The organism is Micromonospora sp. NPDC051296 (assembly GCF_040682255.1).
In the GTDB taxonomy this organism is placed as follows: domain Bacteria; phylum Actinomycetota; class Actinomycetes; order Mycobacteriales; family Micromonosporaceae; genus Micromonospora; species Micromonospora craterilacus.
This window is the reverse complement of sequence record NZ_JBFBAO010000366.1, coordinates 1-6,839: the sequence shown is the minus strand read 5'-3', so window position 1 is coordinate 6,839 and position 6,839 is coordinate 1. Positions and strand designations below refer to the sequence as shown.

General features: G+C 74.1%; 7 protein-coding genes. All 7 read left to right on the top strand.

Translation table 11 applies throughout. The features are described 5' to 3' along the window. Window positions 1–63 precede the first annotated feature (63 nt). A complete protein-coding gene (locus AB0M52_RS28100; RefSeq protein ID WP_363959792.1) occupies window positions 64–1,101 on the top strand; it encodes a beta-ketoacyl synthase N-terminal-like domain-containing protein in 1,038 nt (345 codons plus the stop codon). A gap of 11 nt (window positions 1,102–1,112) precedes the next feature. Then, window positions 1,113–1,883, top strand: coding sequence for an alpha/beta fold hydrolase (locus AB0M52_RS28095; RefSeq protein WP_363959789.1), 771 nt, complete (start codon window positions 1,113–1,115; stop codon window positions 1,881–1,883). Between the two features lie 16 nt (window positions 1,884–1,899). Next, the gene (locus tag AB0M52_RS28090; RefSeq protein WP_363959787.1) at window positions 1,900–2,838 is read left to right on the top strand and encodes a thioesterase family protein; all 939 of its coding nucleotides are present in this window, start codon (window positions 1,900–1,902) and stop codon (window positions 2,836–2,838) included. Beyond that, a complete protein-coding gene (locus AB0M52_RS28085; protein ID WP_363959784.1) occupies window positions 2,835–3,539 on the top strand; it encodes a DsbA family protein in 705 nt (234 codons plus the stop codon). The genes AB0M52_RS28090 and AB0M52_RS28085 overlap by 4 nt, the downstream gene beginning before the upstream one ends. Then, the gene (locus AB0M52_RS28080) at window positions 3,536–4,270 is read left to right on the top strand and encodes a class II aldolase/adducin family protein (RefSeq protein WP_363959781.1); all 735 of its coding nucleotides are present in this window, start codon (window positions 3,536–3,538) and stop codon (window positions 4,268–4,270) included. Before AB0M52_RS28085 ends, AB0M52_RS28080 begins: the two co-directional genes overlap by 4 nt. An 18-nt stretch (window positions 4,271–4,288) precedes the next feature. Beyond that, window positions 4,289–5,842, top strand: coding sequence for an AMP-binding protein (locus tag AB0M52_RS28075; RefSeq protein ID WP_363959778.1), 1,554 nt, complete (start codon window positions 4,289–4,291; stop codon window positions 5,840–5,842). Next, a partial coding sequence (locus AB0M52_RS28070) for a cytochrome P450 (RefSeq protein WP_363959775.1) occupies window positions 5,839–6,839 on the top strand: 1,001 nt, incomplete at its 3' end. The genes AB0M52_RS28075 and AB0M52_RS28070, both read left to right, overlap by 4 nt.

Below are 6,839 nucleotides of genomic sequence, written 5' to 3'. Positions count from 1 at the left end.
CCTGGTGCAGTGCGACGCGTTCGGCTTCGGCGGCGTCAACGCCGTCACGCTGGTGGAGGCCCCATGACCCGCCCACTGACCGCCACCGAGCGGGTGCCCGGTGCCGAGCAGCGGGTGACGGTGCGGGTGACCGGCTGGAGTCTGCACCTGCCGGACGCGGACAAGCTCACCGTCGACCTGGCCGGCTGGTCCGGCGTGGCACCGCAGCGGCTGGCCGGTGCGTTGGCCGGAGCGGTGCCGGCCGACCGCGCGCACGAGGTGCTCGGCCGCAAGGGTCTGCTGTTCAAGGAGCCGGCCACCCGGTTGGCGCTGTGCGCGGTGCACCGTGCCCTCGGCCTGCCGCCCGGCCGCAACGCTCCGGCGGCCGTGGACCCGACCACCGCGGTGGTCGTCGCCGGCAACCTCGGCAACGTGGCCACCGTCGCCGACCTGGCGCGGACGGTCCGCGCCGACGGCGGTCGCGCGGTCAGCCCGCTGGCCGCGCCGAACGCCTCCAGCAACGTGGTGGCCAGCACGATCGCCCTGTGGTTCGGCTTCGGCGGGGCGAATCTGATGATCTGCTCGGGCGCCACCGCCGGGCTCGACGCCGTCCGCGCCGCAGCCCTGCTGCTGCGGGCCGGCCGGGCCGCGCGAGTGGTGGTGGTGGGCGCCGAACCGGCCGACGAGGTCGCCACCGGACTGCACCAGGCGGGCCGCCCCCCTTCCACGCTGCGCGCCGGCGCGGCCTGCCTGGTGCTCACCACCGACGCCGGCACCGCCGGTGGCGCAGGGCCGCTCCTGCTGCCAGCCGGGGCACGGCCCGGGTACCGCCGGTTGGGCCCGGGCGGCTTCGACCCGGCGATGCGGTGGGGCGACTGCTACGGCGCCGCCGGAGTGGTCAACCTGGCCCTCGCCGCGACACTGCTGGACGCCGGTGTGCCCGGCCCGCTCGCCGTCGCCTGCGGCGACGACACCGACGGCCGGCGCGAGGCGATGCTCGACACCGACGGCCAGCGCCAGGCGAGCCGCGACGGCGGATCTGAGGCGATGGCCGACACCAACAATGGCCGCGACGGCGGGCGTGCGGCGGGCCGTGACGGCGAACGGTGGGCGGAGCGGTGATCGTGGCGCCGATGGTGCACGAGCTGAGCCCGGGGACGGCCGGGGGAGACCTGGTGGTGCTCGCCCACGGCCTGGAGGACTCCTGGGAGTCGTGGCGGCCGCTGGCCCGGGCCTTCGATCCCCGCTGGCAGGTCCTCGCGCTGGACCTGCCGTGGCGGGCCGGCAACGACTACCGGTGGCGACGCCAGGGCAGTGTGGCCCGGTGGCTGGCCGCCGGGTTGGACCAACTGCCCCGGCCGGCGGACACCGTCGTCGCGCACTCGTTCGGGGCCAATGCGACGCTGGAGCTGATGGCCTCGGGCCGGTCGCCGGCCCGCGCGGCGGTGCTGATCTGCCCGCTGTACTGCCCGCCGGAGCAGCCGATCACCTGGCAGGTCTTCGACCGGGCCCGGCGCACTTTCGACCGGCACGTCCGCGACGGGCTGCGGCTGCGCATCGGCGAGCGGTTGCGCACGCTGGACGCCGCCGTCCTCGAGGCGATGATCGCCAAGGCGATCGACCGGATCGGTCCGGCCGGTTTCCTCACCGTCTTCGACCAGTTCGTCGCCAGCGGCGGGCTCGCGTTGACCACGGTGGACACCCCGACGCTGATCCTGGCCGGCGGCGCCGACCCGACCCTGTCCGCGGCCGCCGCCGCGACCCTGGGCCGGGACATGCCCCGGGCGACCCTGCTGGTGCACGAGCACTACGACCACTTCTGCCACGTCCGCCACGCCGCCGAGGTCGCGGAACAGGCCGCCCGGTTCGTCGGCGAGACGAACCGGGTGACGGTACGTCCCTGACGACAGGAGCAGACACATGACCAGTGCGCCCACCGCCCCGCTGACCGTCCTGGTCGGGCGGCCCCGGTACGAGGGGGCGAACATCCGCACCTGGATCGGCTTCAAGCACTTCATCTACCTGGTGGAGGAGGCCGTCCTACAGTGGCTGCGCGACCGTGGCCCCGGCGCGCGGGACCTCTTCCACGACCACGGCCTCGGCGTGGAGGTGGTCGACTGCTCGGTGCAGCTGCCGGCGGTGCTGGAGGTCGACGACGAGGTGCGGGTCGAGGTGACCGGGGAGTCCGGCAGCCGACTGGCGGTGCAGATGACGGTGCACCGCGACGGCCGGGAACAGCTGGTGCTGCGCGGCAAGGTGCGCATCGCACTGGTGGCCGAGCCCGCCGCGACGGCCAGCGCGCCCGCGCCCGCCCACCTGGCCGACCTGGTGGTGCCGACGGTCGGCGCGGCCGGGGTGCTCGCCCGCCCCGACCACCGGCCGATCGGCGCCGGTGAGACGGTCGCCGACGTGCTGGCCCCGGCCTGGTCGAACGCGTTCCTGTGGAGCTGGCGGGCGCCGTACTTCTACTGCCACTTCTCCGACCGGGTGCAGCACTCCGGCTACGTGCGGGCGCTGGAGGAGGTGGTGGACCGGTTCCTGGCCGCCCGGGGCATCTCGGTGGGCCGCCTGGTCCGCGAGCGGTCCTGGATCCCGGTGGTCTCCCGGGCCCGGGTACGGCTGGTCGAGGCGGCCCGGATGGAGGAGGAGGTGCACACCGTGCTGACCGTCACCGACGTGCTGCGCGGGGTCATGTTCGACGCCCGGATGGACTGCTACGTACGCCGCGACGACCGGCTGGTGCACACCGCGACCGCGAGCATCCTGCACGGGTACGCGATCAGCGCCGGCCCGCGCGCCGGTGAGCTGGCCGAGTTCGACGACGAGGTGCTGCGCGCGCTGTCCGGGGCCGTGGCATGAAGCGGCGGCCCCGGCTGTACTTCTCGTTCCGCAGCCCGTACAGCTGGCTGACCGTGCACCGGCTGCGCCGCGAGGTGCCCGACGTCTTCGACCGGCTGGACTGGTTCCCGTACTGGGATCCGGACGCCAAGACCGCCGCGGCGCTGGCCGAGCGGGGCGCCGAGTTCCACTACGTGCAGATGAGCCGGGCCAAGCACCGATACATCCTGCTGGACACCAAGCGGCTGGCCGAGCGGGCGGGCCTGACGATGGCCTGGCCGATCGACGTGGACCCGTGGTGGGAGCTGCCGCACCTGGCCTGGCTGGCGGCCCGCCGCGCCGGGCGGGCGGTGCCGTTCTACGACGCGCTGGTCGCGGCCCGGTGGGGGCGCGGCGAGGACATCTGCACCCCGGAGGTGATCGGCCGGGCCGCCGTCGAGGCCGGGTTCGACCCGGTCGCCGCGCAGCACGCCACGGACGACGCGGAGATCCGCGCGGAGGCGACCGACTGCCTGGAAGCCGCGTACGACGACGACGTGTTCGGCATCCCGTACCTGCGTTGGGGCCGGCACCGGTTCTGGGGGCTGGACCGGGTCGACCACTTCCTGGCTGCCTGGCGGCCCGAGATCGATCCCCCGGCAGGGGACCCCGCCGCGGGCGTACCGGCGGCGGTCGTCGCGGGCGCCGCCTTCGACACCGACACCGCGGGAGGGTGCGGATGACCGGGCGGACGCCGGCCGAGGAACGCCTCCGCCGGCAGCGGCAACTCGCCGCGACCTGCCGGCTCTTCGCCCGGTACGGGTTCGACGAGGGGGCCGGCGGCCACGTGACCGTCCGGGACCCGCAGGAGCCGGACCGGTTCTGGATCAACCCGTTCGGCATGCACTTCGGACACGTACGGGTCAGCGACCTGCTGCTGGTCGACGCGGCCGGGGAGGTGCTGGAGGGCACCGGGCGGATCAACCCGGCCGGGTACGTCATCCACTCGCACGTGCACGCCGCGCGTCCCGACGTGGTCGCTGCCGCGCACACCCACTCCACCCACGGGCGGGCCTGGTCGGCGCTGGGCCGTCCGCTGGATCCGATCACCCAGGACGCCTGCGCCTTCTACCAGGACCACACGGTGTTCGACGACTACACCGGGGTGGTGCTCGCCGACGAGGAGGGCAAGCGCATCGCCGACGCGCTCGGCGAGACCAAGGCGGTGGTGCTGCGCAACCACGGGTTGCTCACCGTCGGCGGTTCGGTGGCGGAGGCGGCCTGGTGGTTCATCGCCATGGACCGCAGCTGCCAGGTGCAGTTGCTCGCCGAGGCGGCCGGTCGGCCGGTCCTGATCGACCCGGCGGCGGCCGCCGAGACCCGGCGCACCATCGGCACCCCGGGAATCGCCCGGCTGAACTTCCGTCCGCTGTACGCCGACATCGTCCGGGCCCAGCCGGACCTGCTGGACTGACCGGGAAGGGGCGGCGGGATGGCCGTACTGCTGCGGGATCTGGCCGGGGCCGCCGGCGAGCCGGCGCTGCGCGACGCGACCGGGGAACTGGACTGGCCGGGCCTCGACGCGCGGGTGAACCGGTGGATCCGGCTGTTGCGCGCGCAGGGGCTGCGGGTCGGCGACACGATGGCGGTGGTCTGCGGCAACCGGCGGGAGACCTTCGAGGCGCTGCTTGCCGCCATCCACACCGGGGTGACGGTGGTGCCGGTCAACTGGCACCTCACCGCGCCGGAGATCGCGTACCAGCTGGCGGACTCGGCGAGCCGGCTGGTGCTGGCGGAGCCGGCGTACGCGGCGGTGGTCGGCGAGGCGGTGCGGGGCTGCGCCGCCCCGGTGGCCCAGCTGGTGACCGGGGAGCGGGACGTCGCCGAGGCCGCCGCGGTCGAGCCGCTGCTGGCCGTCCTCGCCGACGACGAGCCGGCGGAGCAGGTGTGCGGCTCCACCATGCTCTACACCTCGGGCACCACCGGCGCCCCGAAGGGGGTACGCAACAACCTGTTCCGCACCGGTGCGCCGTTTCACCGGGTGGAGCGGCTGCTGGCGTACGCCGGGCACACCCTGGCGGTGCCGGCGCGGGGCGCGGTGCTGCTGGTCGGCCCCTGGTACCACTCCGCGCAGCTGTTCTTCGCACTGTTGCCGCTGCTGCGCGGCAGCCGGTTGGTGCTGCACGAGCGGTTCGACCCGCAGGCGTTCCTGGCCGCGTTGGCCGAGCACCGGATCACCGCCTGCCACCTGGTGCCCACCCAGTTCGTCCGGCTGCTGCGACTGGACATCGCCGTACGGGCCCGGGCCGACGTGAGCAGCCTGCGGGTGGTGTGGCACGGCGGGGGCCCCTGCCCGGTCGAGGTGAAACGGCGGATGATCGGGTGGTGGGGGCCGGTGGTGGTCGAGTACTACGCGGCCACCGAGGCGGGGGTGGTCACGCTCATCGGGGCCGACGACTGGCTGCGCCGTCCGGGCAGCGTCGGCCGGGCCGTGCCGCCCAACGAGATCGTGATCCTCGATCCGGAGGGTGCCGCGCTGCCGGCCGGTCAGCCGGGCCGGGTCTTCGTCCGCCGCGCCGGGCAGACCTTCGAGTACCACAACGCCCCGGAGAAGACCCGTGACGCGCATCTGAGCCCCGGGGTGTTCACCTACGGCGAGACCGGCTACCTCGACGGCGACGGCTACCTCTACCTGACCGGCCGGGCCCGGGATCTGATCATCTCCGGCGGGGTGAACATCTACCCGGCCGAGGTGCAGGCGGTGCTGCTGGCCCACCCGGGGGTGCGGGACGTGGCGGTGACCGGCGAGCCGGACGACGAGTACGGCGAGCGGGTGGTCGCCGTGGTCGAACTGGACCCGGGCCGGCTCGACCCGACCGACGCCGCGCGGGCCCTCGACCGGTTCTGTCGGCGTTCCCTGGCCGGGTTCAAGGTGCCCCGACGCTGGCGGTTCGTCGCCGAGCTGCCCCGCGACAGCACCGGCAAACTGCGTCACGACGTGCTGCGGGAGCTGCTGCACCCCGAGCCGGCCGGAGACTGGTCATGAGCCAGCTGGTGGACCGTCCGGACGTGGCGCATCCGGCGACGTACGGCGCTGGGGTGCCGTTCGCCGAGTTCGCCCGGATGCGGCGGGAGGCGCCGGTGTGCTGGGTGCCGGAGCCGGCACTGTGGCGGCGCGGCGGCGGCGGACAGATGCTCAGCCAGGGGTCCGGGTTCTGGGCGGTCACCAGCCACGAGGCAGTGGTCGCCGCGTCCCGGCAGCCGGAGGTGTTCTCCTCCGGCCGCAAGGGCGCGTTCCTGCCCGACCCGCGCACCGCCGCCGACCTGGAACAGGCCCGTCAACTACTGGTCAACATGGACGCACCTCAGCACTCCCGGATCCGCCGGCTGGTCACCGCGGTGTTCACGCCGCGGGCGATCCGGGCGCTGCACGACAGCGTCGCCGCCCACGCCCACGCCCTCGTGCAGCGGGCGGTACGCCGGGCGGACTGCGACGTGGTCACCGACCTCGCCGCCGAGTTGCCTCTGCTGGTCCTCGCGGACCTGCTCGGTCTGCCCCGCGAGGACCGACACCTGCTCTACCGGTGGAGCAACAACCTGGTTGGGTTCGACGATCCGGAGTACGGCGGCGGAAACGTGGAGGCGTACCGCGCCACCTTCTTCGAGGCCTTCCAGTACGCGCTCACCGTCGCCGGCGAACGCCGCCGGTCACCCCGCGACGACCTGATGACGCTGCTGGCGACGAGCGAGGTGGACGGCCGCCGACTGTCCGACCGGGAGTTCTGCAGCTTCTGGCTGCTGCTGGTGGTGGCCGGCAACGAGACGACCCGACACCTCATCTCCGGCAGTGTGCTGGCCTTGTTGGCCGACCCGGCACAGCGGGAGCGGCTGACCCGCGAGGCGACGCTGCTGCCCTCGGCAACGGAGGAGATGCTGCGCTGGGTCACCCCGATCATGCAGTTTCGGCGTACCGCGACCCGGGACACCGAACTGTGCGGTCAGCCCATCGCCGAGGGGGAGAAGGTGGTGTTGTGGTACGTGTC

Bases quoted from the DNA above. Each gene is read 5' to 3' on its own strand.
- AB0M52_RS28100 (WP_363959792.1), top strand. From the start codon at position 64: ATGACCCGCCCACTGACCGCCACCGAGCGGGTGCCCGGTGCCGAGCAG.
- AB0M52_RS28095 (WP_363959789.1), top strand. From the start codon at position 1,113: ATGGTGCACGAGCTGAGCCCGGGGACGGCCGGGGGAGACCTGGTGGTG.
- AB0M52_RS28090 (WP_363959787.1), top strand. From the start codon at position 1,900: ATGACCAGTGCGCCCACCGCCCCGCTGACCGTCCTGGTCGGGCGGCCC.
- AB0M52_RS28085 (WP_363959784.1), top strand. From the start codon at position 2,835: ATGAAGCGGCGGCCCCGGCTGTACTTCTCGTTCCGCAGCCCGTACAGC.
- AB0M52_RS28080 (WP_363959781.1), top strand. From the start codon at position 3,536: ATGACCGGGCGGACGCCGGCCGAGGAACGCCTCCGCCGGCAGCGGCAA.
- AB0M52_RS28075 (WP_363959778.1), top strand. From the start codon at position 4,289: ATGGCCGTACTGCTGCGGGATCTGGCCGGGGCCGCCGGCGAGCCGGCG.